Origin of the sequence: Burkholderia gladioli (assembly GCF_000959725.1) — a bacterium.
In the GTDB taxonomy this organism is placed as follows: domain Bacteria; phylum Pseudomonadota; class Gammaproteobacteria; order Burkholderiales; family Burkholderiaceae; genus Burkholderia; species Burkholderia gladioli.
The window spans coordinates 3,889,635-3,913,325 of sequence record NZ_CP009322.1 but is presented as its reverse complement, the minus strand read 5'-3'; the positions used below and the strand labels follow the sequence as shown (position 1 = coordinate 3,913,325).

The 23,691-nt window shown below is 68.3% G+C and carries 19 protein-coding genes; 10 read left to right on the top strand and 9 right to left on the bottom strand.

All coding sequences use genetic code 11. The annotated features are described in order from the left end of the window. Positions 1 to 138: 138 nt before the first annotated feature. The 6 genes from BM43_RS16810 to BM43_RS16785 all read left to right on the top strand — a co-directional run bounded on the left by BM43_RS16810 (position 139) and on the right by BM43_RS16785 (position 6,653). The gene (locus BM43_RS16810) at positions 139 to 1,197 is read left to right on the top strand and encodes an ABC transporter substrate-binding protein (protein ID WP_036054521.1); all 1,059 of its coding nucleotides are present in this window, start codon (positions 139 to 141) and stop codon (positions 1,195 to 1,197) included. A gap of 70 nt (positions 1,198 to 1,267) precedes the next feature. After that, the gene (locus BM43_RS16805; protein ID WP_013689325.1) at positions 1,268 to 2,104 is read left to right on the top strand and encodes an ATP-binding cassette domain-containing protein; all 837 of its coding nucleotides are present in this window, start codon (positions 1,268 to 1,270) and stop codon (positions 2,102 to 2,104) included. Beyond that, positions 2,094 to 3,353 (top strand): sugar ABC transporter permease, encoded by a 1,260-nt coding sequence (locus BM43_RS16800; RefSeq protein ID WP_036054523.1) that lies wholly within the window; start codon positions 2,094 to 2,096, stop codon positions 3,351 to 3,353. The genes BM43_RS16805 and BM43_RS16800 overlap by 11 nt, the downstream gene beginning before the upstream one ends. 22 nt (positions 3,354 to 3,375) lie before the next feature. Further along, on the top strand, positions 3,376 to 4,104 hold the full coding sequence (locus tag BM43_RS16795; RefSeq protein WP_036054524.1) for an SDR family oxidoreductase: 729 nt from the start codon (positions 3,376 to 3,378) through the stop codon (positions 4,102 to 4,104). A 40-nt stretch (positions 4,105 to 4,144) separates the two neighbouring features. Further along, complete coding sequence (locus BM43_RS16790; RefSeq protein WP_036054525.1) at positions 4,145 to 5,767, top strand: FGGY-family carbohydrate kinase; 1,623 nt, start codon at positions 4,145 to 4,147, stop codon at positions 5,765 to 5,767. Between the two features lie 130 nt (positions 5,768 to 5,897). After that, positions 5,898 to 6,653 (top strand): hypothetical protein, encoded by a 756-nt coding sequence (locus tag BM43_RS16785; protein WP_080742233.1) that lies wholly within the window; start codon positions 5,898 to 5,900, stop codon positions 6,651 to 6,653. Between the two features lie 76 nt (positions 6,654 to 6,729). Here BM43_RS16785 and BM43_RS16780 read toward each other — a convergent pair whose 3' ends face one another. Next, positions 6,730 to 7,518 (bottom strand): polysaccharide lyase family 7 protein, encoded by a 789-nt coding sequence (locus BM43_RS16780; RefSeq protein ID WP_226285356.1) that lies wholly within the window; start codon positions 7,516 to 7,518, stop codon positions 6,730 to 6,732. A gap of 357 nt (positions 7,519 to 7,875) precedes the next feature. Then, positions 7,876 to 9,099 carry an acyl-CoA dehydrogenase family protein gene (locus BM43_RS16775; RefSeq protein ID WP_036054532.1) on the bottom strand — a complete coding sequence of 408 codons (1,224 nt, stop codon included), beginning with the start codon at positions 9,097 to 9,099 and terminating at the stop codon, positions 7,876 to 7,878. Between the two features lies 1 nt (position 9,100). Here BM43_RS16775 and BM43_RS40505 point away from each other — a divergent pair, with 1 nt between their 5' ends. Continuing rightward, positions 9,101 to 9,361, top strand: coding sequence for a hypothetical protein (locus tag BM43_RS40505; protein WP_144417673.1), 261 nt, complete (start codon positions 9,101 to 9,103; stop codon positions 9,359 to 9,361). 173 nt (positions 9,362 to 9,534) lie between these two features. After that, positions 9,535 to 10,443 carry a spherulation-specific family 4 protein gene (locus BM43_RS16770; protein WP_036054534.1) on the top strand — a complete coding sequence of 303 codons (909 nt, stop codon included), beginning with the start codon at positions 9,535 to 9,537 and terminating at the stop codon, positions 10,441 to 10,443. Positions 10,444 to 10,614: 171 nt separating this feature from the next. Here BM43_RS16770 and BM43_RS16765 read toward each other — a convergent pair whose 3' ends face one another. The 4 genes from BM43_RS16765 to BM43_RS16750 are packed head-to-tail and all read right to left on the bottom strand — an operon-like array spanning position 10,615 to position 17,489. Continuing rightward, the gene (locus tag BM43_RS16765; RefSeq protein ID WP_111946533.1) at positions 10,615 to 12,147 is read right to left on the bottom strand and encodes an efflux transporter outer membrane subunit; all 1,533 of its coding nucleotides are present in this window, start codon (positions 12,145 to 12,147) and stop codon (positions 10,615 to 10,617) included. 10 nt (positions 12,148 to 12,157) lie between these two features. Further along, positions 12,158 to 15,343 (bottom strand): efflux RND transporter permease subunit, encoded by a 3,186-nt coding sequence (locus BM43_RS16760; RefSeq protein WP_013689316.1) that lies wholly within the window; start codon positions 15,341 to 15,343, stop codon positions 12,158 to 12,160. Positions 15,344 to 15,393: 50 nt separating this feature from the next. Then, the gene (locus tag BM43_RS16755; protein WP_036054536.1) at positions 15,394 to 16,608 is read right to left on the bottom strand and encodes an efflux RND transporter periplasmic adaptor subunit; all 1,215 of its coding nucleotides are present in this window, start codon (positions 16,606 to 16,608) and stop codon (positions 15,394 to 15,396) included. 35 nt (positions 16,609 to 16,643) lie between these two features. Further along, positions 16,644 to 17,489, bottom strand: coding sequence for an alpha/beta hydrolase (locus BM43_RS16750; protein WP_036030631.1), 846 nt, complete (start codon positions 17,487 to 17,489; stop codon positions 16,644 to 16,646). Positions 17,490 to 17,668: 179 nt separating this feature from the next. On the opposite strand from BM43_RS16750, the gene BM43_RS16745 reads away from it, so the two are divergent. Next, positions 17,669 to 18,679 carry a LysR family transcriptional regulator gene (locus BM43_RS16745; protein ID WP_013689313.1) on the top strand — a complete coding sequence of 337 codons (1,011 nt, stop codon included), beginning with the start codon at positions 17,669 to 17,671 and terminating at the stop codon, positions 18,677 to 18,679. A gap of 92 nt (positions 18,680 to 18,771) precedes the next feature. Here the strand turns inward: BM43_RS16745 and BM43_RS16740 are convergent, their stop codons facing one another. From BM43_RS16740 to BM43_RS16730, 3 genes are all read right to left on the bottom strand, one after another. Beyond that, complete coding sequence (locus BM43_RS16740) at positions 18,772 to 19,794, bottom strand: Ldh family oxidoreductase (protein WP_036054539.1); 1,023 nt, start codon at positions 19,792 to 19,794, stop codon at positions 18,772 to 18,774. 166 nt (positions 19,795 to 19,960) lie between these two features. Then, entirely contained in the window at positions 19,961 to 21,523 is a 1,563-nt protein-coding gene (locus BM43_RS16735) for an APC family permease (protein WP_036054541.1), read from the bottom strand. Positions 21,524 to 21,791: 268 nt separating this feature from the next. Beyond that, complete coding sequence (locus BM43_RS16730) at positions 21,792 to 22,712, bottom strand: dihydrodipicolinate synthase family protein (protein ID WP_013689310.1); 921 nt, start codon at positions 22,710 to 22,712, stop codon at positions 21,792 to 21,794. A 575-nt stretch (positions 22,713 to 23,287) separates the two neighbouring features. Between BM43_RS16730 and BM43_RS16725 the strand changes: the two genes are divergently transcribed. Next, positions 23,288 to 23,596: a DUF4148 domain-containing protein gene (locus tag BM43_RS16725; protein ID WP_036054544.1), complete on the top strand. Its 309-nt coding sequence runs from the start codon at positions 23,288 to 23,290 to the stop codon at positions 23,594 to 23,596. Positions 23,597 to 23,691: the final 95 nt, after the last annotated feature.

Genomic DNA, 23,691 nt, shown 5'->3' with positions numbered 1-23,691 from the left:
GACGAGCGAATCCATTGATTCGTCATGCAGATTATCCGCGGAGCATCGCAGCCTGCTCCCGATGCTTGCCCGATCCACACCGCTGCAACAGAACGGCAGATCCGAAGCCGGCCATTTTCGACAACACGGAGACATACGATGAACCAGTCCTTCTCTCTCGCCCTCGGCGCCGCCGCGCTGGGCCTCGCGCTGGGCGGCATCACGCCGGCCTTCGCGGCGCCGTCCGGCACGGTGGCGTTCCTGATGCCGGACCAGGCCTCGACGCGCTACGAGCAGCACGACTTCCCCGGCTTCAAGGCGCAGATGCAGAAGCTCTGCCCGGATTGCAAGGTGCTCTACCAGAACGCCAATGCCGACGTGGCGCTGCAGCAGCAGCAATTCAACTCGGCGATCGCCCAGGGCGCCAAGGTGATCGTGATCGACCCGGTGGATTCGACCGCGGCCGCCTCGCTGGTGCACATGGCGCAGGGCCAGGGCGTCAAGGTGATCGCCTACGACCGGCCGATCCCGGCCACGCCGGCCGACTACTACGTCTCCTTCGACAACGAGGCGATCGGCAAGTCGATCGCGCAATCGCTGGTGCAGCACCTGAAGGACAGCGGCGTGCCGGCCGGCCGTGGCGGCGTGCTCGAGGTGAACGGCTCGCCCACCGACGCGGCCGCCGGCCTGATCCGCAACGGCATCCACGCCGGCCTGCAGGGCAGCGGCTACAAGACCCTGGCCGAGTTCGACACGCCCGAATGGGCGCCGCCGAAGGCCCAGCAATGGGTCAGCGGCCAGATCACGCGCTTCGGCTCGCAGATCGTCGGCGTGGTGGCCGCCAACGACGGCACCGCGGGCGGCACCATCGCCGCCTTCAAGGCCGCCGGCGTGAACCCGCTGCCGAGCGTGACCGGCAACGACGCAACCAATGCCGCGCTGCAGTTGATCATCGCCGGCGACCAGTACAACACCATCCTCAAGCCCAGCGAGATCGTCGCGGCGGCGGCGGCCAAGGCGGCGGTGGGCTTCCTGTCGGGCCAGGCGCCCAAGGGCGAGACCACGCTCTACAAGACGCCCACCCAGTTGTTCACGCCCGCGGTGATCACGGCGAGGAATCTCAAGGCCGAGGTGATCGACAAGGGCTTCGCCAGCGCCAAGGAGCTCTGCACCGGTCGCTACGTCGACGGCTGCAAGAAGCTCGGCATCAGCCAGTAATTCCCGGCAGCAATCCGCGCGGGCCGGCATCGCAGCCGGGCCCGCGCCGCAACTCACAGGCCATTGCCTCATGAACCAAGACTCCACGACGACCCGCGCGGCACCCGGCGAGCTGGTGCTGAGCCTGCGCGGCATCTCGAAACAGTTCGGCGCGGTATCGGCGCTCAGCGATATCGAGCTCGACGTCCACGCCGGCGAAGTGGTCGCGCTGGTCGGCGACAACGGCGCCGGCAAATCGACGCTCGTGAAGATCCTCGCCGGCGTGCACCAGCCCACCTCGGGCAGCATTCACTTCGGCGGCAAGCCGGTCACGCTGTCCGATCCCGGCACCGCGCTCGACCTCGGCATCGCCACGGTGTTCCAGGATCTCGCGCTGTGCGAGAACCTCGACGTGGTCGCCAACATCTTCCTCGGCCGCGAGCTGAGCCCGCTGCGGCTCGACGAGGTCAGCATGGAAGTGCGCGCCTGGACCCTGCTCAACGAGCTGTCGGCGCGCATCCCGAGCGTGCGCGACGTGGTCGCCTCGCTGTCGGGCGGCCAGCGCCAGACGGTGGCGATCGCCCGTTCGCTGCTGCTCGACCCGAAGCTGATCATGCTCGACGAGCCGACCGCCGCGCTCGGCGTGGCGCAGACCGCCGAGGTGCTCAACCTGATCGAGCGGGTACGCGATCGCGGCCATGCCGTGATCATGATCAGCCACAACATGGAGGACGTGCGTGCCGTGGCGGACCGCATCGTCGTGCTGCGGCTGGGCCGCAACAACGGCGTGTTCTACCCGGATTCGTCGAATGCGTCGCTGGTCGCGGCCATCACCGGCGCGACCGAGAACGCGGTCTCGCGCCGCGCCGGCCGCCGCCAGGCGCACCTCGACACGCAGCCCCTGCAAGGAAACGATCATGCGCAATGACAGCCCCCAAGCCTCGCAGCCCGCGCCGCTGCTCGACCGCGCCGACGTGCGCGTGGCGCATGCCAGCGGCCTGGGCGAGACGCTCGCCGCCTTCGGCCGCCGCGTGCGCGCGGGCGACCTCGGCTCGCTGCCGGTGGTGGCCGGCCTGATCATCATCTGGACCGTCTTCACCAGCCTCAACCCGGTGTTCGTCTCGGCGGACAACCTGGTCAACCTGCTGTTCGACTGCTCGACGGTGGGCGTGATCTCGCTGGGCATCGTCTGCGTGCTGATGGTCGGCCAGATCGACCTGTCGGTCGGCTCGATCAGCGGCTTCGCCTCGGCCCTGGTCGGCACGCTGTGGGTCAACGCGGGCTGGCCGGTGCCGCTCGCGATCCTCGCCGCGCTGGCGGCCGGCGCCTTGATCGGCGCGCTCTACGCGCTGCTGTTCAACCGGCTCGGCATGCCCAGCTTCGTGACCACCCTGGCCGGGCTGCTCGCGATCCTCGGCCTGCAGCTCTACGTGCTGGGCCCGCCCGGCTCGATCAACCTGCCCTACGACTCGGCGCTGGTCACGCTCGGCCAGCAACGGGTGCTGCCGGCCGCGGTCTCGCACGGGCTGGCGCTGCTGCCCGGCCTCGCGCTGGTGCTGCTCGGCCTGCGCACCCGCGAGCGCCGCCGCGCGGCCCGGCTCTCGGCGCCCTCGGCGCTCGGCGTGCTGGTGCGCGCGGCCGTGATCACGGTGCTGCTCGAGCTGGTGGTCGCCTATCTCGATCGCGGCCGCGGCGTGCCGCTGATGTTCGCGCTGTTCGTCGCGCTGGCCGCCGCCATGCACTACGCGATGACGCGCACGCGCTGGGGCCGCTCGATGCACGCCGTGGGCGGCAACCACGAGGCCGCGCGCCGCGCCGGCATCCATGTCGGCGCGATCTATGCCAGCGCCTTCGTGCTCTGCACCAGCCTGGCCGCGCTCGGCGGCATCCTCACCGCGGCGCGCCTGGCCTCGGCCAGCCAGCAGGCCGGCACCGGCGACGTCAACCTCAACGCGATCGCGGCGGCCGTGATCGGCGGCACCAGCCTGTTCGGCGGGCGCGGCAGCGCCTGGTCGGCGGTGCTCGGGATCGTCGTGATCCAGTCAATCGCCAGCGGCCTGACCCTGCTGAACCTGTCGTCCTCGCTGCGCTTCATGATCACCGGCGCGGTGCTCGCGATCGCGGTGATCGTCGATTCGCTCGCGCGCCGTTCGCGTGTCTCGCACGGCCGCGCCTGAGCCCTCACCTGGAGAATTACGCATGTCTGAATCGTTGAATGGAAAGGTCGCCGCGATCACCGGCGCGGCATCGGGAATCGGCCTGGCCTGCACGCGCGCGCTGGTCGAGGCCGGCGCGAAGGTGGTCTTGATCGATCGTGCCGAGGACCGCCTGGCCGCCTGCCGCGAGGAACTCGGCCCGAACGCGCTGAGCCTGGTGGTGGACCTGCTCGCGCCCGCCGAGGTGTCGGCGATGCTGCCGCGCATCCTCGAACTGGCGGGGCGCCTGGACATCTTCCACGCCAATGCCGGCGCCTACGTGGGCGGCGAGGTGGTGGCCGGCAACCCCGACGACTGGGACCGCATGCTGAACCTCAACATCAACGCCGCGTTCCGCTCGGTGCACGCCGTGCTGCCGCACCTGGTGGCCCAGCGTTGCGGCGATATCATCTTCACCAGCTCGATCGCGGGGATGGTGCCGGTGGTCTGGGAGCCGATCTACACGGCCTCGAAGTTCGCCGTGCAGGCCTTCGTCCACACCACGCGGCGCCAGGTGATGCAGCACGGCGTGCGCGTCGGCGCGGTGCAGCCGGGGCCGGTGGTCACCGCCCTGCTCGACGACTGGCCGAAGGCGAAGATGGACGAGGCGCTGGCCGCCGGCAGCCTGATGCAGGCCGACGAGGTGGCCGACGCGGTGCTGTTCATGCTGACGCGCCCGGCCAACGTGACGATCCGCGACCTCGTGATCCTGCCGACCCGCGTCGATCTCTGATCGGCCGCCCCGACACGTCTTATCGACAGGAACCCGAAACATGACGGACCACCCGAACCCCGACGCGCGCTACGTGATCGGCATCGATGTCGGCACCGGCAGCGCGCGCGCCGGCATCTTCGACGCGGCCGGCCGGATGGTCGCCTCGGCCCGGCACGACATCCTGGTGTTCCATGAGCGCGGCGCGATCGTCGAGCAGTCGAGCACCGACATCTGGCAGGCGGTCTGCACGGCGGTGCGCGCGGCGCTGGCGCGGGCCGCGATCGCGCCGGCCCAGGTGGCCGGGCTCGGCTTCGACGCGACCTGCTCGCTGGTGGTGCTCGGCGAAGGCGGCAAGCCGCTGCCGGTCGGGCCTTCCGAACAGGCCGAGCGCGACATCATCGTCTGGATGGATCACCGCGCGCTCGACCAGGCCGAGCGCATCAACGCGCGCGGTCACGCCGTGCTCGACTTCGTGGGCGGGCGCATCTCGCCCGAGATGGAGACGCCCAAGCTGCTGTGGCTGTACGAGAACCGCCGCGCGGTGTTCGATGCCGCCTGGCAGTTCTTCGACCTGAGCGACTTCCTGACCTGGCGCGCGACCGGCGAGCTGGCGCGCTCGACCTGCACGCTCACCTGCAAGTGGACCTACCTGGCCCACGAGCGGCGCTGGGACGAAAGCTATTTTCGCGGCATCGGCCTGGGCGTGCTGGCCGACGAGGGCTTCGCGCGGATCGGGCGCGAGGTGGTCGAACCCGGCACACGGCTCGGCCAGGGCCTCAGCGCCCAGGCCGCCGCCGAACTCGGGCTGCCGGTGGGCACGCCGGTCGCCGCCGGCGCGATCGACGCGCATGCCGGCGGGATCGGCACGGTGGGCGCGCAGCACGAGCCCGAAGCCTGCCTCGCCTATGTGTTCGGCACCTCGTCCTGCACCATGACCACCACGCGCGAGCCCGTCTACGTCCCCGGCGTGTGGGGGCCGTATTTCTCGGCGATGGTGCCCGGTTCCTGGCTCAACGAAGGCGGTCAGTCGGTGGCCGGCGCCGCGATCGAGCGGCTGATCGCGATGCACCCCGCCGCCGCCGAGGCGCAGGCCGAAGCCGAGCGAGCCGGCCTGGCCCTGCCGGCCTGGCTGGCCGAACTGGCGGCAAAGCGAGCCGGCGGCGAACTCTCGGCGGCCGCGAAGCTCGCCGACGGCCTGCACGTGGTACCGGAATTTCTCGGCAATCGCGCGCCCTTCGCCGATCCGCACGCGCGCGCCGTGATCGCCGGGCTCGACATGGAAACCGGCGTCGACAGCCTGGTCGCGCTCTACGTGGCGGGCCTGGCCAGCATCGGCTACGGGCTGCGCCAGATCATCGACACCCAGGCGGCGGCCGGCGCGCCGATCGAGAAGATCGTGATCAGCGGCGGCGCCGGGCGGCTCGACCTGGTGCGCCAGTTGCTGGCCGATACCACCGGCAAGCCGGTGCTCGCCACCGAGGCCGACGAGCCGGTGCTGCTCGGCGCCGCGATGCTGGGCGGCGTGGCGGGCGGCCTGTATGACGACCTGCGTTCGGCGATGGGCGGCATGTCGAGGATCAGCCGCAGCTACTCGAGCGCCGAGGGCGGGATCGCGGCCCTGCACGCGGCACGCTATCGGGCCTTCGAGGCGCTGCAGCGGGTGGCGCGCGAGATTCGCTGAAGAAGCGCCGGGGTCAACATCCTGTTGTCACACAACACGTGTCTGATTCCCGGATCCCACCGTGTTTCTCCGTGTTCCGGTTCGTCGCGCGGGCAGCCCCGCCCACGCGGCATCGACTCCCGTCATCGAAATGAAAGAACGGCCGATGCTCGAATACGCGCTGCATCCCGTCGAGGACCGCCTGGTCCATGTCGACGAGTTCTGTCGCGACCTGCCGCTGCTGCGCGGGCTGGCACGCTGCCCGCTCTGCTCCGGCGTGCTGCGCGTGGTGCAGCTGCGCGATCGCACGCACGCGCGCCGCTTCGTGCACGCGGCGGGCCCGTTCGCGCGCTGCCCGCTGGTGTCCGACGCGGTGCCGAATCCGCTCGCCGTCGATGTCGGGCCGCCGCTGACCGAACGCGCCAGGCAACTGCGCGCGAGCTTCTTCGCGCAATGGCAGCGCCACCTGCAGACCATTCGGCAAACCGCTTCGGCCTTCAACGTGACGCGCTTCACCGGCGCGATCGAACACGCGGACGTGCTGAAGATGTGGGGCTGGCCGACGCTGGCGCAGCGGGATATTCCGTATGTGATGCTGGTGCTGACCGACTTCATCGCCGCGCCGGGCAACGAGAAGCAGGCGGCCTGGATCCGCTTCTGGTTCGATGCCTCGGTGCAGCAGATCGGCGATCTGGGCAAGCCGGACCGGGTGATGCCGCGCTTGTTCAGGTTGCGCTACAAGCGGCCCCGCATGTCCAAATACCCCAGCGTTCGTCATCTGATCGATTGCCAGCAGGTGCCGATGACGGCGCACGACATGGTGGACGCGGAAGCCTTGTTGACGGGAGCGGATGTGTCGGCGTTCGAATCGTTCGCCCAAAGGATGGCGAGAAATCCCGACGAGTGAACGCGGCGCGGCCGGTTCCCACGAATCCTGCATCCACGGGAACCGGCCGCGCCGGATCGGCCTTGCCCGCTCGGTCTCAACCGTGCGTCAGGCTCAGCGCGTAGAACTTCACCACCGTCCCCGGCGTCGTCAGCGGCGTGCCCGACACGGCGCTCTGGTCGTAATCGCCGGCCTTGAAGTAGAAACTCTCGCCATCGAAGCTCGAGTCCATCGTGAAGGACTTCGACGTGCCGTTGATCTTCGCGGTGATCTTGGTGCCGCTCAGGCTCAGTTCATAGGTGAAGGACTTGCCGATCGTCACGTTGGCGATCGAGTAGGTCTGGCCCGAGCCGCCCTGGTTGGTGTCCTCGATGAACAATTGCGCGACGCCGCCGGAGGTCACCTGCAGCTCGCAGAGCGGCTTGCTCGGCCCGCTGCCCTGGAAGATCTGGCCGATGGTGGTGGTCTTCGGCACCTGCGCGACCGTCACCGTCGCGTCGAGCTTGTTGGTGCCCGAGGTGCTCCAGGTCGCGTTCTCGCGCATTTCCGTGCGCGGGTGCTGCGAACCCGAGGTGGTCCAGCCCTGCTTCGGGTCCATCATCACCATCGAGCCGTCCGACTTGTCGGTGTAGAAGTAGTACTGGTTCGTGTAGCCTGCCGCGAGGCTGTCGCCATTGACGGTCGTCACGCTGCCCGACGAGCCCGTCGGCAGTTGAAGCGTCCAGGGCTTCAGGTTGAAGTTCGAGCCCGGCGGCGCCGAGGTGCTGAGGCTGGCCGCGGCCGCCGCCTGGTCGGACTGGATTTCCTGCGAGCCCGCGAACGCCGGTGCCGACACCCATGCGCCGAATACGGCCGCGACCAGGCAAGCCATCATTGATTGCTTCATGTCTCCATCTCTCCTGTTTGATTGACCGTTGATTTCCTGAATGGCGGCAAACAAGTTGTCGTTATCGTTTTTGTGATTGTCGTGCGACCCGGCTCGCGGTCCTGCCGCGTGACGGGTGCCGTGCTTACTGCATGCGTCCGACGTTCGGGAACCGGCTCGCCAAGGACGATGCAGCCGCCGGTTTCCGAACGTCTCCGAGGCTACATCCATCGATTCGCGCTGTAAAACGATAGAAATCTATAGTTTCCAGTTACAGAATCGATACTTGTAAGCGGCCGTAAGCATCGCCGGCAGCGAGAGGCCTCGCGCTTTCGATTCTTGTATTCATGGTGAAAGACGCGAGGCGAAGAGAAAGGCTCAGGTATAGATCGACGCCTCGGGCAAGGCGCCGGTCAGCGCATAACGGCCGACATCGCGCAGCCGATAGTCGAGCGGGTCGTGCAGCGTATGCGTGCGCGCGTTGCGCCAGAAACGATCGAGCGCGAGCGGCGCGGCGGTGGCGCGCGCGCCACAGGCATCGAACAGTGCCTCGCCGGCGTCGAGCGCCGCGCGCTGCGCGACGATCTTCGCCTCCGAGATCGCCAGCGCGACCTCGGCGCGGCCATCCGCGCTCAGCGCTTCCTTGCGATCCCAGGCGGCTTGCAGGCCGCGCGCGGCGCGATCGGCCAGCGCCTCGGCGGCCACCGCCTGCACTCGCATGTCGCCGAAGCGCTGCAGCGTGTACGGATCGTCCTGCGCATTGGCCACGCCCGAGTGAATCCACGGCCGGCCACGCGTGCTCACGTAGTCGCGCGCCTCGGCCAACGCGCCCTCGGCCAGCCCGACGAACAGGTTGGTCAGCACCAGTTGCGAAACCAGCGTGCGCAGCGTCGCGCGCGGCGTGGGCGGGGTTTCCGAGCGATGCAGCACCTCGTCGGCCTCCACCCTCACCGCATTGAACGAGACACTGCCGCTGTCGGTCTGGCGCTGCCCGATCGGATCCCAGTCTTCATGCACCGTGATGCCGTCGCGGCCGGTGGGTACCACCGCGAACACCGGCTTGCCGGTGGCCGGATCGTGCGCCGAGATCGTCATCCGCGCCGAGCCGCGCGTGCCCGAACAGAAGCCCTTGATGCCGTCGAGCCGGTAGCCCTCGCCGTCCTGCCGCGCGACCAGCCGCGTGTCGAGCGGATTGACGGCATTGCCCCACCACCAACCCTGCTCGACGGTGCCGCGCAGGTAGCGCTCGCGCTGCGCCTCGCTGCCCCAGACATCGACGCTGACGATCTGCAGCACCTGGAAACCGACCAGATGCGCGAGCGCGCTGTCGACGCGCGCGATCGCGCGGATCGTCTGGTAGACGATCGGCCAGTCGGCTTCCTGGCCGCCGAAGGCGCGCGGCACGGCCAGCGTCTGCAGGCCGAGCGCGGCCATCCAGGCCTTTTCGCGCGCGGCGTGACCGCCGCGTCGGTCGCGTTCGGCGGCACTCGCGCGCAATGCGGAGATCAACTCGCCGAAGCTGCCCGGCGCGTCGAGCGATGGGTCGGAAGCAGCGTCGGCAGCTTCATGGGGCGGCGTGGCGGATGAAGAGGAATCGCTCATCGTGGAAAAGCTCTCGATCGTTTCAGGTCAGACGAATGGGGTCGAATACGGTGCGCGACGCCTATCTCTCGCGCCACGCTCGATCTTGCCGGCCGGCTGTCGTAAACACGGATATTGCCGCGGCAAACCGATATCGGGGCGCAAGCCGGCGGCCCTCGCCGCGATGATAGATGCGCTCGCCGAGGCCCGTCCAACAAGCAATCCGCAAATGGAAATCGCCGAAACCGATATGCCCGACGGCGATCCAGAGGCACCTTCTTGATGGTTTCAGCGATTTGCAGTCTTTTTCAAAACTGCTATTCATGAATGACCGGACGGGGAAATCCGGAGCGGCAAGCAGCGAATCATCGGCAACCAGGGGCACGAACCCCATCACCAGCGGCACGACGCTCACGCGTGCGTGACGGCGAGACCTGAAAAAATGCGAGGCTGAACATGAGCATCCAGCAACAAGCATCCGGCATTTCTCCTGCACTCCTGATCGATCGGCGCAGCCGGGCCCGCACCCACCGCGCGCCGGGCGCATTCCGGCGCTTCGCCTCGGCGGCCTGCTCGCTGCTCGCCTCGTTCTACGTGGCGAGCGGCGCGGCACAGGCAGCCGACCTGGTGGTGCCGGCCTACTTCTATCCCTCGGGTTCGGGCGCGACTGCCTGGAAGACGCTGGCCAGCAACGCCGCCTCGGTGCCGCTCACGGCCATCGTCAACCCGAACAGCGGCCCGGGCACCGCCATCGATCCGGCCTACACCAACGTGATCGCGAAGGTTCGCGCGGCGGGCGGCAAGGTCATCGCCTACGTGCATACCTCCTACGGCAACCGCTCGCTGTCCGACGTCACGAACGACATCAACGCCTATCTCGCCTTCTATACCGTCGACGGCTTCTTCATCGACGAGATGGCGAACGACAGTTCGGCCGCCCACCTCCAGTACTATCAGTCGCTCTACAACTACATCAAGGGGCTGTCCGCCAGCTACCAGGTGGTCAACAATCCCGGCACCAACATCCCGGAGATCTACGCGAGCCTGCCGGTGGCGGACCGTTTCGTGGTCTACGAGGACAAGCAGGCGAACTACGCGAGCTACAGCCCCGCCGCCTGGCAGGCGGCCTATTCGCCGGACCGCTTCATCCACATCGTGTACAACACCAGCGCCGCGCAATTGAGCGGCGACCTGCAGTTCGCCGTGGCGCACGGCGCGGGCGGCATCTACGTGACTTCGCTGAAGCTGCCGAATCCGTACAACGGGCTGCCTTCCTACTGGTCGCAGGAAGTCGCGGGCGTCGCGGCGCTCAATCCGCCGGCGGCGACGGCATCCAACAAGACGGCAATGCGAGGCTCGCGCTGAAGGAATCGATATCGGCGGTATCTCCGCGATTTCCCGGCCGATCTCGCCGATGCCGTGTTCGAGGGCTTGCGCAAGCAGGCCCGTAAACTGGAAACGGGCCTCTGAAGGCCCGTTTCCAGTTTCATGCGCAACGCGACGAGCCGAACCACGGCTCGCCGCATCTTCACCACCTCAACGCTGTGCCACCGACTGCGCGGGTGCCGAAGCCGGCACGCTGCCCACCGCGGTCGCCGGCGTGCCCCAACCGCCGCCGAGCGCGCGGATCAGGTTGACCGTCGACACGGCTTGCGCGCCGGTCAGCTGGTTCGCCTGCAACTGCGACTGCAGCACCGAGCGCTCGCTGTCGATCACGTCGATATAGGCGATCTGCCCTTCCTGGTACTGCGTGCGCGACAGCTTCGCCGCGCGCTGCGAGGCGCTGACCGCATCGCCCTGCGCGCGGATCTGGTCGTCGAGCAGGCGCAGGTCGGCCAGGTTGTCCTCCACCTCGCGGAACGCCACCAGCACCTGCTGGCGATAGTTCGCCACCTGCTCGTCATACTGCGCGCGAGCCTGCTGCACGCCCGCGGCGCGGCGGCCGCCGTCGAAGATCGGCAGCGACAGCGCCGTGCCGGCGAACGGCCCGAGCAGGAAGGTGCGGCTCGACCACATGAACAGGCTGCCGAGCGTGTTGGCTTCATAACCGAACGAGCCGGTGATGTCGAGCTTCGGGAAATAAGCCGACTTCGCCAGGCCGATCCGCGCATTCGCGGCGGCCATGGCCCGCTCGGCCGCCGACACGTCGGGGCGCCGTTCGAGCAGGGCCGAAGGCAGGCCGCCCGGAATCCGCACGGCAACCGGCACGATCGGCGTTTCCCGAAACGAGAAATCCGCCGGCGGCTTGCCGAGCAGGATCGCCAGCGCATGCTCTGAGGCCGCGCGACGCCGCGCGACGCCCACCGCATCGGCCTGCGCGGTCGCCAGTTCGTTCTTGGCGCGCGACACGTCGAGCTCGTTGATGTCGCCTTCATCGAAACGGCGCTGCGCGAGCTTCAGCGATTCCTGGCGCAGGTCGACGGTGCGACGGTAGAGGTCCTGGTCCGCATCGAGCTGGCGCAGTTCGAAGTAGTTCTGCGCGACGTCGGCCTGCAAGGCCAGTTGCACCGAGCGGAACAGCGCCTCGCTTTGCGCGGCATCGGCCCGCGAGGCCTCCACGTTGCGGCCGACGCGGCCGAACAGGTCCGCCTCGTAGGACACCGTGCCCTGGGCACGCCACAGCGTGGCATTGACCGGCCCCGAGCCTTGCGGCAGGAACTGCGAGGCCGAGGACGCGCCCTCGCGGGTCGGCCCGAAGCCGGCGTCGAGCGAGGGGAACCAGGCCGAACGTGCCGCGCGGGTGGCCGCCCGGGCCTCCTCGACGCGGGCCGCCGCGGCCTTCAGGTTCTGGTTCGCGTCGAGCGCCTGCTGCTCCAGTTTGTCGAGCACCGGATCGCCGAACACGGTCCACCATTCGCCGCGATGCGCGCCGTCGGCGGGCTCGGCCGGCTTCCAGGTACCGGCCTGCTCGCCGGCTGCCAGCGTCGGCGCTTCCTTGAAGGCGGCCGGCGTGGCCACGTCGGGGCGCTTGTAGTCGGGGCCCACCGCGCAGGCGGCGAGCAGCGCGGACATCAGGGCGCTGAGCCCGGCGAGCCTGGCCAGGCGCAGGATGGTCTTGTCGTTTTTCATCATCGAGTCCTCAAGCATCCGCGGCCGATACGTCATACCGCGGCGTATCCTTCTGCGCGACGTGGATCTTGCCACCCGCCAGCGTACGCAGCACCACATAGAACACCGGCGTGAGCATCAGCCCGAACAGCGTGACGCCGAGCATGCCGAAGAACACGGCGACGCCCATCGCATGCCGCATCTCGGCACCGGCACCCGAGGACAGCACCAGCGGCACCACGCCCATGATGAACGCGATCGAGGTCATCAGGATCGGGCGCAACCGCAGCCGGCTCGCCTCGACGGCGGCCTGGAACGGCGTGCGTCCGTCGTGCTCGAGCTCGCGGGCGAACTCGACGATCAGGATCGCGTTCTTCGCGGACAGCCCCACCAGCACCATCAGGCCGATCTGCGTGAAGATGTTGTTGTCGCCCTGCGTGAGCCACACGCCCGTGAGCGCAGACAGGATGCTCATCGGCACGATCAGGATCACCGCCAGCGGCAGCGTCAGGCTTTCATACAGCGCGGCCAGCACCAGGAACACCAGCAGCACGCTGATCGGGAAGATCAAGAGGCCCGCGTTGCCCGCCAGGATCTGCTGGTAGGTCAGGTCGGTCCATTCGAACTTCACGCCGCGCGGGAACACCTGCGCCGCGATCCGCTCGACCGCCGCCTGCGCCTGCCCCGACGAATAGCCCGGCGCCGGGCCGCCGTTCACGTCGGCCGCGGTGTAGCCGTTGTAGCGCACCACCATTTCCGGCCCGAAGGTCGGCGTCACGGTGACCAGCGAGGACAGCGGCACCATCTCGCCGTTCGCGTTGCGCGTCTTCAGCAGGCCGATATCGTCGGGCTTCTGGCGGAACGGCGCATCGGCCTGCACACGAACCTGGTAGACGCGGCCGAAGCGGTTGAAGTCGTTCACGTAGAGCGAGCCGAGGTAGATCTGCATGGTGTCGAACACGTCGGTCACGTTCACGCCGAGCTGCTTGGCCTTGGTGCGATCGAGGTCGACATTGAGCTGCGGCACGTTGATCTGGTAGCTGGTGAACAGCGGACCCAGCTCCGGCGCCTGCTGCGCGCGCTTGATGAAGTCCTGCGTCGCATCGGCCAGCCGCGCGTAACCCACCGCGCCGCGATCCTCGACCTGCATCTTGAAGCCGCCCAGCGTGCCGAGCCCGAGCACCGGCGGCGGCGGGAACACGGCGACGAACGAATCCTTGATGCCCGCGTACTGCTGGTTCAGCGCGCCCGCGATGGCGCCGGCCGACAGCGCCTTGCCATGACGATGGTCGAACGGCTTGAGCGTGACGAACACGATGCCGGCGCTCGAGCTGTTGGTGAAACCGTTCACCGACAGGCCCGGGAACGCCACCGCGCTTTCCACGCCCGGCTGCTTCAGCGCGATCGAACTCATCTGGCGGATCACCTTCTCGGTGCGATCGAGCGAGGCGCCGTTGGGCAACTGCGCGAACGCGATCAGGTATTCCTTGTCCTGCGCCGGCACGAAACCGCCGGGCACCAGCTTGCCCATCAGCACCGTGGCGCCGAGCAGCACCACGTAGATGCCGAGCATCAGCGACTTCCTCGACAGCACGCCGCGCACGCCGCGGCCGTAGTTCTCCGCGCCGCGATGGAACACCTTGTTGAAGCCGCGGAAAAAGCCGCCGAACAGCCGGTTCATCACGCGCGTGAGCCAGTCGGGCTTCTCGTCGTGGCCCTTGAGCAGGATCGCCGAGAGCGCCGGCGAGAGCGTCAGCGAGTTGAACGCCGAGATCACCGTCGAGATCGCGATGGTCATCGCGAACTGCTTGTAGAACTGGCCGGTCAGGCCCGACATGAAGGCCAGCGGCACGAACACGGCCACCAGGGTCAGCGCGATCGCGATGATCGGCCCACTGACCTCGCGCATCGCCTTGTAGGTGGCTTCGCGCGCGGACAGCCCGCTCTCGATGTTGCGCTCGACGTTCTCCACCACCACGATCGCGTCATCCACCACGATCCCGATCGCCAGCACCATGCCGAACAGCGACAGCGCGTTGATCGAGTAGCCGAACATCAGCAGCAGCGAGAAGGTACCGATGATCGACACCGGCACCGCGATCAGCGGGATGATCGAGGCACGCCAGGTCTGCAGGAACACGATCACCACGATCACCACCAGCGCGATCGCCTCGAGCAGGGTATGCACCACGGCCTTGATCGAGGAACGCACGAACTGCGTCGGATCGTAGACGATCCGGTATTCGACGCCCTTGGGCATGTCGGCCTGCAGTTCCTTCATGGTCGCGCGGACCTGGTCCGAGATCTGCAGCGAGTTCGCGCCCGGCGACTGGTTGATCGCCATCGCCACCGCCGGCTGGTTGTCCAGCAGCGAGCGCAGCCCGTATTCGGACGCGTCGAGATCGATTCGGCCGAGGTCGCGCAGGCGCGTGACCGCGCCGTCCGGCGCCGTCTTCACGACGATGTTGCCGAACTCCTCCTCGGTCTGCAGGCGGCCGCGCGCGTTGACCGACAACTGCAGCGGCGTGCCCGGGATCGACGGCGAGGCGCCGATCACGCCGGCCGCCACCTGCACGTTCTGCTCGCGGATCGCGCGCACCACGTCGTCGGCGGTCAGGTTGCGCTCGGCCACCTTCTGCGGATCGAGCCAGACACGCATCGCGTAGTCGCCCGCGCCCCACAGCTGCACCTGGCCCACGCCCTGGATCCGCGACAGGCGGTCCTTGACGTTGATCAGCGCGTAGTTGCGCAGGTAGGTCATGTCGTAGCGGTTGTCCGGCGAGATCAGGTGCACCACCATGGTCAGCGTCGGCGAGCTCTTGACCGTGGTGATACCGAGGCGCTGCACGTCCTCGGGCAGGCGCGGCAGCGCCTGGTTCACGCGGTTCTGCACCAGCTGGGTGGCCTTGTCCGGATCGGTGCCGAGCTTGAAGGTGACCGTGATGGTCACGTTGCCGTCGCTGTTGGCCTGCGACTGCATGTACAGCATGTCCTCGACGCCGTTGATCTGTTCCTCGATCGGCGAAGCGACGGTCTCGGCGATCACCTTCGGGTTGGCACCCGGGTATTGCGCCTTGACGATCACCGACGGCGGCACGACTTCCGGATATTCGGAAATCGGCAGCATGAACATCGCGATCACGCCGCCCAGCAGGATCAGGACGGATAGGACTCCTGCAAAGATCGGACGATCGATGAAGAATTTGGATATGTTCATGAAAAGCTCTTTCTGGTTATGCGCGAGTGGGCCGTTTTCTCAAACGGCCATCAGGACGACGCGCTGCCGGCGGCGGGCTGCGAGGCCGCCGCGACCGGAGCCGCCGCGTCGTCGCCGCCCGTCATCGGCACCATGTGGACCTTCACCTGTTCGCCCGGGCGCACGCGCTGCGTGCCGTTGACCACCACCCGGTCGCTCGCCTGCAGGCCGCCGGCGATCACGCGCTGGTTGCCGTGCAGCGAGCCGATCTGCACCTCGCGATAGGCCACCTTCCCCTGGGCGTCGACCACGAACACGAACTTCTTGTCCTGGTCGGTATTGATCGCCGCGTCGTCCACCAGCAGGGCCGGATGCGGGGCGCTGCCGTCCACCTTGACGCGCGCATAGAGGCCCGGCACCAGGGTGCCGTCGGCGTTGTCGAAGCGCGCCCGCACGCGGATCGTGCCCGACGAGGTATCGAGCCGGTTGTCGACCGAGTCGATCACGCCGTTGCGCGAATAACCGCTTTCGTTGGCCAGGCCCAGGTCGACCGGCACCTTGCGGCCGTCGCGCTGGTTGCCGATGTAGCGCAGGTAGGTCTGCTCGTCGGCGTCGAACGAGGCGTAGATCGGCGACACCGAGACCAGCGTGGTCAACGGCGCGGCCGAGGCGCCGGCCGACACCACGTTGCCCAGCGTGATCTCGGCGCGCGAGGCGCGGCCGGTAAACGGCGCAACGATGCGCGTGTAGCCCAGGTTGATCCTGGCGGCCTCCAGCGCGGCGGCGGCGGCCTTCACGTTGGCCGCCGATTCGCGCGCGGCGTTCTGCTTCTCGTCGTAGTCGCGCTTGGCGATCGCGTTGTCGCCGATCAGGCGCTGCGCGCGCTGCCAGTCGGTCTGCGCATAGCCGTCGCGCGCCTGCGCGGCGGCCAGTTGCGCGGCCGTGCGATCGACCTCGGCCTGGTACGGGCGCGGGTCGATCACGAACAGCACGTCGCCCTTCTTGACCAGGGCGCCGTCCTTGAAGTTGACCGAGACGATGGTGCCCGACACCAGCGGGCGCACGTCGACGCGCTCGATCGCCTCGAGGCGGCCCGAGTAGGTCTGCCAGTCGGTGATGGTCTTGGACAGCACGTTCGCGACGTCGACTTCCTGCAGAGGCGGCGCGGCGTTCTGGGGGGCACTGGCGCTGGCGCGGATCACGCCGAACGCGCCGCCGCCGACGGCGACGACGACCGCCAACGCGGCTGCCGCGATGCGGGAGCGGGGAGTACGTAGGATGGACATGAAGATCTCCGGTTGCGTTGGAATAGGTAAACGGCTCAGGTCTGCGCCTGGAAACGGCAGGTCAGGAAGCGCACGGCCTCCTGCAGCGCGGGGGCGTAACTGCCCAGCTCCGCGTGCGTGACGTCGGGATAACGAATCACCTGGGTGAGCACGCCGGCCTCGATCAGGCGGGCGGCGTACTTCTCGGCCTCGACGTGCAGCACGTCGTTCTGCGCGGTCGCGATCAGGGTGGCCGGCAGCCGCGCCAGGCGCGCCGATTCGAGCGGTGCCGCATAAGGGTGCATGCGCTGCGCCGGCTGGGGCAGGTAGGCGCGATAGCAGGCGGCGCATTCCTTGACCGTGATGTCGGAGCCGAGCTGGCGTTCGTCGCCCATGCGCGTCATGCTCGGATCGAGCATCGGCCCGAACAGCGCCTGCGCGGCGATCGAGATCTCGCCGCGATCGCGCGCGATGAAGGCCAGGCAGTTGGCGATCTGGCCGCCCGCGTCGTGGCCGGCCACCGCGATCTTGCGCGGATTGCCGCCGAACGCGCGCGCCCGGGTCTCGACCCAGCGCACCGCGCGATAGGCGTCCTCGGGCGCGGCCGGAAACGGATGTTTCGGGGCCAGCGAATAATCGACCGAGACCACCAGCGCCGGCAGCCGCTCGGCGATGAAACGCGAAGCGAAGTCCGCGTCCGCGAGCGAACCGCGGACGAAACCGCCGCCGTGGAAATAAAGCACTACTGGCAATCCGGTCTTGTCGGGGCGCCGATAAAGGCGCAATACGATGTCCTGGGCATGCCCTTCGATTTCGACATCGGAAACCGCGAGCGAGGTGCCCGCCAGCTCCGGCGCGGCCGGAGCGGAATTCAGCAGATTGCGAAAACCGGATGCATCCATGAGTCAGGCGCCAAAGCGCGTCCATTGCGAGATGGAGCGCATTCTGGGTCCGGCAGACATCAGGATAAATGCCTATAATCCGGCAACACAATTCAGGGGCCTCGAACAATCGGCGCCCGGAGCTGCCCAAAAGCCGCTCCAGACCGGCCGATCGGGGCCGAACAATACCGGAGGTAGCGATGGACCGTCTTCAAGCGATGCAGGTCTTCACCCGCGTCGTCGATACGAACAGCTTCACGAAGGCCGCGGAGACGCTGAGCCTGCCGCGTGCGTCCGTCACGACGATCATTCAGAACCTCGAAGCGTTCCTCGGCGTGCGCCTGATGCACCGGACCACGCGCCGGCTCTCGCTCACGCCCGACGGCGCCGCCTACTACGAGCGCTGCGTGCGGATCCTGGCCGAGGTCGAGGAAACCGAGGCCAGCTTCCAGATCAACAACCGCAAGCCGCACGGCAAGCTGCGGGTCGACATGCCGGGTTCGCTGGGACGGCTGGTGGTGATCCCGGCGCTCAACGAATTCCGCGATCGCTACCCCGACATCGACCTCCAGCTCGGCCTGTCGGACCGCCCCGTCGACCTGCTGCAGGAAGGCGTCGACTGCGTGATCCGGGTCGGTGCGCTGCAGGATTCCTCGCTGGTGGCGCGGCGCGTCGGCCTGTTCGAGGGCGTGACGGTGGCCTCGCGGGCCTACCTGGAACGCTACGGCGAGCCGCGCTCGATCGACGACCTGGCCGACCATCGCGCGGTCAATTATTTTTCGAGCCGCACCGGCCGCAACATCGACTGGGCCTTCCTGATCGACGGCCAGGAGGTGGAGGTCAAGATGGAGAGCGTGGTCTCGGTCAACGATGCGGACGCCTATGTGACCTGCGGTATCGAGGGCTTCGGCCTGATCCAGCCCCCGCTGTTCATGGTGCTGCCGCAACTGCGCTCGGGCGAGCTCAAGGAAGTGCTGACCGGCTACAAGCCGCTGCCGATGCCGATCTCGGTGGTCTATCCGCACAGCCGCCACCTGTCGCCGAAGGTGCGCGTGTTCGTCGACTGGGTGGCCGAGGTGTTCGACCGCTGCCCGCTGCTGAACGGCTCGGGTCGCCCGCCGCTCGACACCATCTGCAGCAAGCGCACCTTCGAGGAAGCCGAGCGCGCGCCGGTACTCGATACGCCGATGGTCACCGAATGGGTGGCCTGAGCGCCTGAACGCCGCCCGCCGGGCGGCATCGATCCTCAAGGCAAACGGGGCGGCCAACTGGCCGCCCCGTCGTTTTTCAGCGCCACGCTCGCTCAGTCGAGCAGGCCCAGGATTTCCTCATACAAGGCACGCGGCACCCTCACGCCCTGCGCGATGCTGCGCTCGCGCGCCGCGAAGCGGCGTTGCGAGGGCAGGCGCGCGCCCTGCGCGGCGATCTCGCCGAGCACGCGCTCGCCGCTCGCACGACCGGCTTCCCGCGCGTCGCCGGCGAACACGGCCGGATCGAAGGCCAGCAGCAGTTCGCCGTGATACGGCGAGGCGCCCGCGCCGCCGTCGTAGTCGAGCGATTCGGGGCTGGTCAGGTCGCCGATCAGCGCGCCCGCCATCAGCTCGACCATGGTCGAGAGCGCCGAGCCCTTGTGGCCGCCGAAGGTCCGCATCGCGCCGCGCAGCGCCGCGTGAGGATCGGTGGTCGGGCGGCCCTGCTCGTCGATCGCCCAGTCCTCGGGGATCGGCTTGCCCTGGCGCGCGTGCAACTCGATCTCGCCGCGCGCGATGGCGCTGGTCGCGAAGTCGAACACATAGGGCAGTTGCCCGTCCGGGCGCGGCCAGGCGAAGGCGATCGGGTTGGTGCCGAACACCGGCCGCGTGCCGCCGGCGGGCGCGACCCAGGCATGGCTCGGGCACATCGCGATGCCGACCAGGCCGTGCGCGGCGATCGCCTCGACCTCGGGCCACAGCGCCGAGAAGTGATAGCAGCGGCGGATCTTCAGCGCCGCCAACCCCTGCTGGCGCGCCGCCTCGACCAGCGCCGGCAAGCCCAGCTCGAAGGCCGGCAGCGAATAGCCGCCGTGCGCGTCGACCTCGATCACGCTGCCGGCCAGCCGGCGCAGGCTCGGCACCGCGCGCGGATCGACGCGCCCGGTGCGCAGCGAGCGCACGCAGACGATCAGGCGGTAGATCCCGTGCGAATGGCATTCGTCGCGCTGCCCCTGCACGATCACCGCGGCGATCGCGCGCGCGTTCTGCTCGGTCATGCCGTGCCGCGTCAGCACCCGGCGCGCGAGCGTATCGACCTCGTCGAGCGACAACCTCACTTCCTCAGCAATACTCATCGACTCTCTCCAGGCCGTGCGCCGGCCTTGTTCGCGTGCCGCGGCGGCCGCGGCGGACTGTCGGCGTGCCAGTGCCACGGCACGCTCGAAAAAGAAACGCCGCGACGGCCGGAAACGCCGACGCGGCAAGAGGGGGAACGCGGCGGGCATGAACACGGGCCCCGTCTCACTCGTCGTTGTCGAGCCGCAGCTTGGCGGCCGGCACGCCGGTGGCGGCGCCCCAGTAGTAGGTCAGCAGCGCGATTGCCGCCACCACCAGCGTATCGGCCGGGTGGCCCAGCACCCCGATGCCGCCGAAGCTGCCCAGGTAGGAGGCGAGGATGATCAGCGCGTAGAACGCGATCAGCCAGGCCGAGGAACGCACCTGCTCGCCCAGGCTCATGTGCTCGGTCGGCACGAAGCGGCGACAGGCCAGGTAGACCAGGAACAGCAGGATCTGCAGGCCGAGCAGCCAGGAGACGGTGCTCCAGCCCGACCAGTAGACGATCAGCGCGGCGACGATGAAGGACAGCGGGCCCAGCACCGCGAAGGCGCCGGCGCGAAACGGCCGCGGCAAGTCGGGCGCGGTGCGGCGCAGCGCGGCCACCGAGACGGGCGCCACCGCGTAGCTGAGCACCAGCGCCGCCGACACCACGTTGATCAGCACGTCCCAGGAAGGGAACGGCAGGGTCCAGAACACCGAGAGCGCGAGCGTGAACCACAGCCCCGCGCGCGGGATCCCGCTGGCCTCGTCGATGCGCGTGAAGACGCTGAAGAAGGTGCCGGTCTTGGCCCAGCCATAGACCACGCGCGGCGCCGCGTTCATGTAGATGTTGCCGCAACCGCTCGGCGAGATCATCGCGTCGGCCACCACCATGTAGGCCAGCCAGCCGACCCCGAGCACCGTGGCGATATCGCGGTAGGGCAAGGAGAACGCGCGATCGATGCCGCCCCAGCCGCCAGCCAGCATGTCGGTCGGGATCCCGCCCAGGAAGGCCAGTTGCAGCAGCACGTAGATCAGGGTGGAGAGCAGCACCGAGAGGATCAGCGCGATGGGAATCGTGCGCTGCGGATCGCGCACCTCGCTGGCCACCGAGATGATCGGCGTCAGCCCGAGATAGGCGAAGATCACCCCGCCCGCCGACACCGCCATCTCGACGCCGGACAGCCCGAACGGCGCGAAGCCGGCCGCCTGCAGGTTGCGCGGCTTGAAGAACACGAACAGCACCACGATCACCGCCAGCGGCACCACGAACTTGAACAGGCTGATGATGTTGTTGGCCGTCGCGAAGGTCTTCACGCTCGAGTAATTGAGCCGGAAGAACAGGCACAGCAGCGCGAACTGCAGCAGCCAGCCGAGGGGGGTCGGCGCGTTCGAGCCGGGCGCGGTGAGCGCCGGGAACCAGGCGGCCGCGTACTGGCGCGCCGCCACCACCTCGATCGCGATCAGGCTGGAGAACGCGATCAGCGTGATGAAGCCCATCAGGTAGCCGAGCAGCGGGCCGTGAGAGAACACCGGGTAGCGCACCACGCCGCCCGCGCGCGGCAGCGCGGCGCCGAGCTCGCAGTAGACGATGCCGAGCAGCAGCACCGCGAAGCCGCCGAGTACCCACGAGAAGATGCCGGCCGGCCCGGCGATGCTGGCCACGTGGCTGGCCGCGAACAGCCAGCCCGAGCCGAAGATCGCGCCGAGCCCGATGAAGGTCAGGTCGGTCAGCGAGAGTTGCCGCTGGAATTTGCCTTGTGCCATCTGCCTGTCTCCTGCCATGTAGGCCGTCCGGTCGTGCGCGCCGGCGCGTCGCCCGCCGGACGGCGGGTCACGCAACCGAAACGCAGGGACGAGCGCCCGCGCCGCGCGCAGGCGATGCGCACGGTGCTCGGGGCGCCGAAGCGGCGCGGGAGGGAGAGAGCCGGGCCAGGGTGGCGGCCCGGCCGGTCGAAGCGGTTCCGGCTGCGGCGGATCGGGCGAGGCGGGCCACGCGCGCGGCGCGGGCCGCCCCGTCCTGCTCAGGTCCTGCTCAAAGGCCGACGTCGGGCAACGCGGGGCGATTCGCGAGCGCCTCGGCGACGATCTTCTTCACGTGCGCGAGCGCCTCGCCTTCGAGCGCGAGACGCGGCGGACGCGTGATCGCGCTGCCGCGGCCCAGCAGTTCCTCGCACAGCTTGATGCACTGGACCAGGTCGGGACGCGCGTCGAGGTGCAGCAGCGGCATGAACCAGCGATACAGCGCGAGCGCCTCGTCGAAGCGCTTCTGCATGGCCAGGCGGAACAGCGTCTCGCCTTCCTTCGGGAACGCGTTCGACATGCCCGACACCCAGCCCTGGGCGCCCACCGCGATGCTCTCGACCACCACGTCGTCGAGGCCCGCGAACAGCACGAAGCGATCGCCGACCGCGTTGCGGATGTCGATGAAGCGGCGCGTATCGCCCGAGGAATCCTTGAAGTAGACGATGTTCTCGCAATCCTGCAGCGCGATCAGCACGTCGGGCGTGACGTCGTTCTTGTAGATCGGCGGATTGTTGTAGACCATCACCGGCAGGTCGGTGCTGGTGGCGACGGCGCGGAAATGCGCGGCCGTCTCGTGGGTCTTGGCCGAGTAGACCAGCGCCGGCATCACCATCACGCCGTCCACGCCGGCCTTGGCCGCGGCGCGCACGGTCTGCCTGGCGAATTCGGTGGTGAATTCCGCCACGCCGGCGATCACCGGCACGCGGCCGCCCGAGGCGTCGCGCGCGGCCTCGATCACCGAGATCTTCTCGGCCACCGTCATCGAGGTGTTCTCGCCCACCGTGCCGCACACCACCAGCCCCGACACGCCGTCCTTCACGAGATTGCTCATCACGCGATGCGTGGCCTCGAGGTCGAGCGAGAAATCGGGCTTGAACTGCGTGCTGACGGCGGGGAATACGCCGCTCCAGTGCTTGGCGGATTGGGTCATGTTCCAGTCTCCTCGAAGGGGAAGTCGAATCGGTGCAGCGAGTATCCGCCCGCAAAAACCTCGCGGCTTGTGACTAATTGCCGGCGACGATGATGAAATCGGCACAACCGGCAATGCCTTCGATCGGCTGACTGGGCTGTCCCGTAATGGGCGAGACGGTTCGGTATCGAGTGGTCGTCATGCGCACCGGATACCAGCCGGGACACACGGCGCGCGTCCGGAAACCGCCTGCGGCGGCCGCGCCGGGCGCGCATTCGAGGGCACGATCCTCTCGGATGCGATGTATTTTTGCAACGCAGCACGCCCAATGGAATCGTCAACTTCGGAGCATCACACTATTGCTCCAAATGCATCAATTCGAAAACGGCCGCCGGCGCCGGCTCGCCAGGAATCGCCAGAATCCAGTCTGGACAAGGCTTTTGCCTGACCCTATTCGCAGTACGGAAATCGATTGTTCCAGCACGACGACAATTCAATTCGCGACCGCCTTATTTATCGATGCTGCGCGCGCACCTAAATTTCACTCCATCGCGCAACCGGACCGGAAGCGCTCCCGAATCCCCAAGGAGTTGAACATGAACCGCCTCGCCCTCACCGCCGCCGCCCTCGTGCTGTCCGCCACCGCCGCTTCCGCCTTTGCCGATGGCGGCATCGGCCGCGCCGGCAGCTACGGCGACCTGCCCGCCATGCACGCGAACACCACGCAAGCCCCGCTCACCCGCGCCCAGGTGCGCGCCGAACTCGCCCAGGCCCAGCGCGACGGCACCCTGGCCCTGCTGCGCAAGAGCACCTCGTATCCGCAAGGCATCGAACTCGCCCAACAACGCGCCGCCCATTCGGAATCGGGTGCCCCGTCGAGCGAACTCGCCTCGGCCAACCGCTAAACCAGCCGCGCGCGGCCCAGGCGCCGCGCATCCCCGGCAAACCCTGTCACCGGAAGGAGGTCACGATCATGAACCCGAACGAACCGAAACCGTCG

Bases quoted from the DNA above. Each gene is read 5' to 3' on its own strand.
- BM43_RS16810 (WP_036054521.1), top strand. From the start codon at position 139: ATGAACCAGTCCTTCTCTCTCGCCCTCGGCGCCGCCGCGCTGGGCCTC.
- BM43_RS16805 (WP_013689325.1), top strand. From the start codon at position 1,268: ATGAACCAAGACTCCACGACGACCCGCGCGGCACCCGGCGAGCTGGTG.
- BM43_RS16800 (WP_036054523.1), top strand. From the start codon at position 2,094: ATGCGCAATGACAGCCCCCAAGCCTCGCAGCCCGCGCCGCTGCTCGAC.
- BM43_RS16795 (WP_036054524.1), top strand. From the start codon at position 3,376: ATGTCTGAATCGTTGAATGGAAAGGTCGCCGCGATCACCGGCGCGGCA.
- BM43_RS16790 (WP_036054525.1), top strand. From the start codon at position 4,145: ATGACGGACCACCCGAACCCCGACGCGCGCTACGTGATCGGCATCGAT.
- BM43_RS16785 (WP_080742233.1), top strand. From the start codon at position 5,898: ATGAAAGAACGGCCGATGCTCGAATACGCGCTGCATCCCGTCGAGGAC.
- BM43_RS16780 (WP_226285356.1), bottom strand. From the start codon at position 7,518: ATGAAGCAATCAATGATGGCTTGCCTGGTCGCGGCCGTATTCGGCGCA.
- BM43_RS16775 (WP_036054532.1), bottom strand. From the start codon at position 9,099: ATGAGCGATTCCTCTTCATCCGCCACGCCGCCCCATGAAGCTGCCGAC.
- BM43_RS16770 (WP_036054534.1), top strand. From the start codon at position 9,535: ATGAGCATCCAGCAACAAGCATCCGGCATTTCTCCTGCACTCCTGATC.
- BM43_RS16765 (WP_111946533.1), bottom strand. From the start codon at position 12,147: ATGAAAAACGACAAGACCATCCTGCGCCTGGCCAGGCTCGCCGGGCTC.
- BM43_RS16760 (WP_013689316.1), bottom strand. From the start codon at position 15,343: ATGAACATATCCAAATTCTTCATCGATCGTCCGATCTTTGCAGGAGTC.
- BM43_RS16755 (WP_036054536.1), bottom strand. From the start codon at position 16,608: ATGTCCATCCTACGTACTCCCCGCTCCCGCATCGCGGCAGCCGCGTTG.
- BM43_RS16750 (WP_036030631.1), bottom strand. From the start codon at position 17,489: ATGGATGCATCCGGTTTTCGCAATCTGCTGAATTCCGCTCCGGCCGCG.
- BM43_RS16745 (WP_013689313.1), top strand. From the start codon at position 17,669: ATGGACCGTCTTCAAGCGATGCAGGTCTTCACCCGCGTCGTCGATACG.
- BM43_RS16740 (WP_036054539.1), bottom strand. From the start codon at position 19,794: ATGAGTATTGCTGAGGAAGTGAGGTTGTCGCTCGACGAGGTCGATACG.
- BM43_RS16735 (WP_036054541.1), bottom strand. From the start codon at position 21,523: ATGGCACAAGGCAAATTCCAGCGGCAACTCTCGCTGACCGACCTGACC.
- BM43_RS16730 (WP_013689310.1), bottom strand. From the start codon at position 22,712: ATGACCCAATCCGCCAAGCACTGGAGCGGCGTATTCCCCGCCGTCAGC.
- BM43_RS16725 (WP_036054544.1), top strand. From the start codon at position 23,288: ATGAACCGCCTCGCCCTCACCGCCGCCGCCCTCGTGCTGTCCGCCACC.